The organism is Tamlana crocina, assembly GCF_012037625.1.
The window spans coordinates 1-283 of the sequence record NZ_JAAVJS010000862.1 but is presented as its reverse complement, the minus strand read 5'-3'; the positions used below and the strand labels follow the sequence as shown (position 1 = coordinate 283).

Sequence of the window (283 nt, the reverse complement as noted above, 5' to 3'; positions counted from 1 at the left end):
CATCAGGCTTACCTTGTATTGGGAACCTTACTTACCGTATGTGCTGTTGAAGAGATCGACTCATGCCCCATGGAAGGTTTTGAACCCATAAAATATAATGGGTTACTCAAATTGGACGACCATAACCTTGAGGCGGTGCTTGCGCTGCCTGTAGGATACAGGGCACAAGACGATTTCTTTTCGGAGTTAAAAAAGGTAAGAAGACCGCTCGAAGAGACAGTGATCGAACTCTAGTAGTTCACATATTCGGTGATCTCTAATCCATATCCAATCATTCCCACTC

1 protein-coding gene is annotated in these 283 nt (G+C 44.2%); it reads left to right on the top strand.

What is annotated here, in order from left to right; translation table 11 throughout:
* On the top strand, window positions 1-234 hold a 234-nt coding region (locus HC176_RS19290), incomplete at its 5' end, for a nitroreductase family protein (RefSeq protein ID WP_245234977.1).
* Window positions 235-283: the final 49 nt, after the last annotated feature.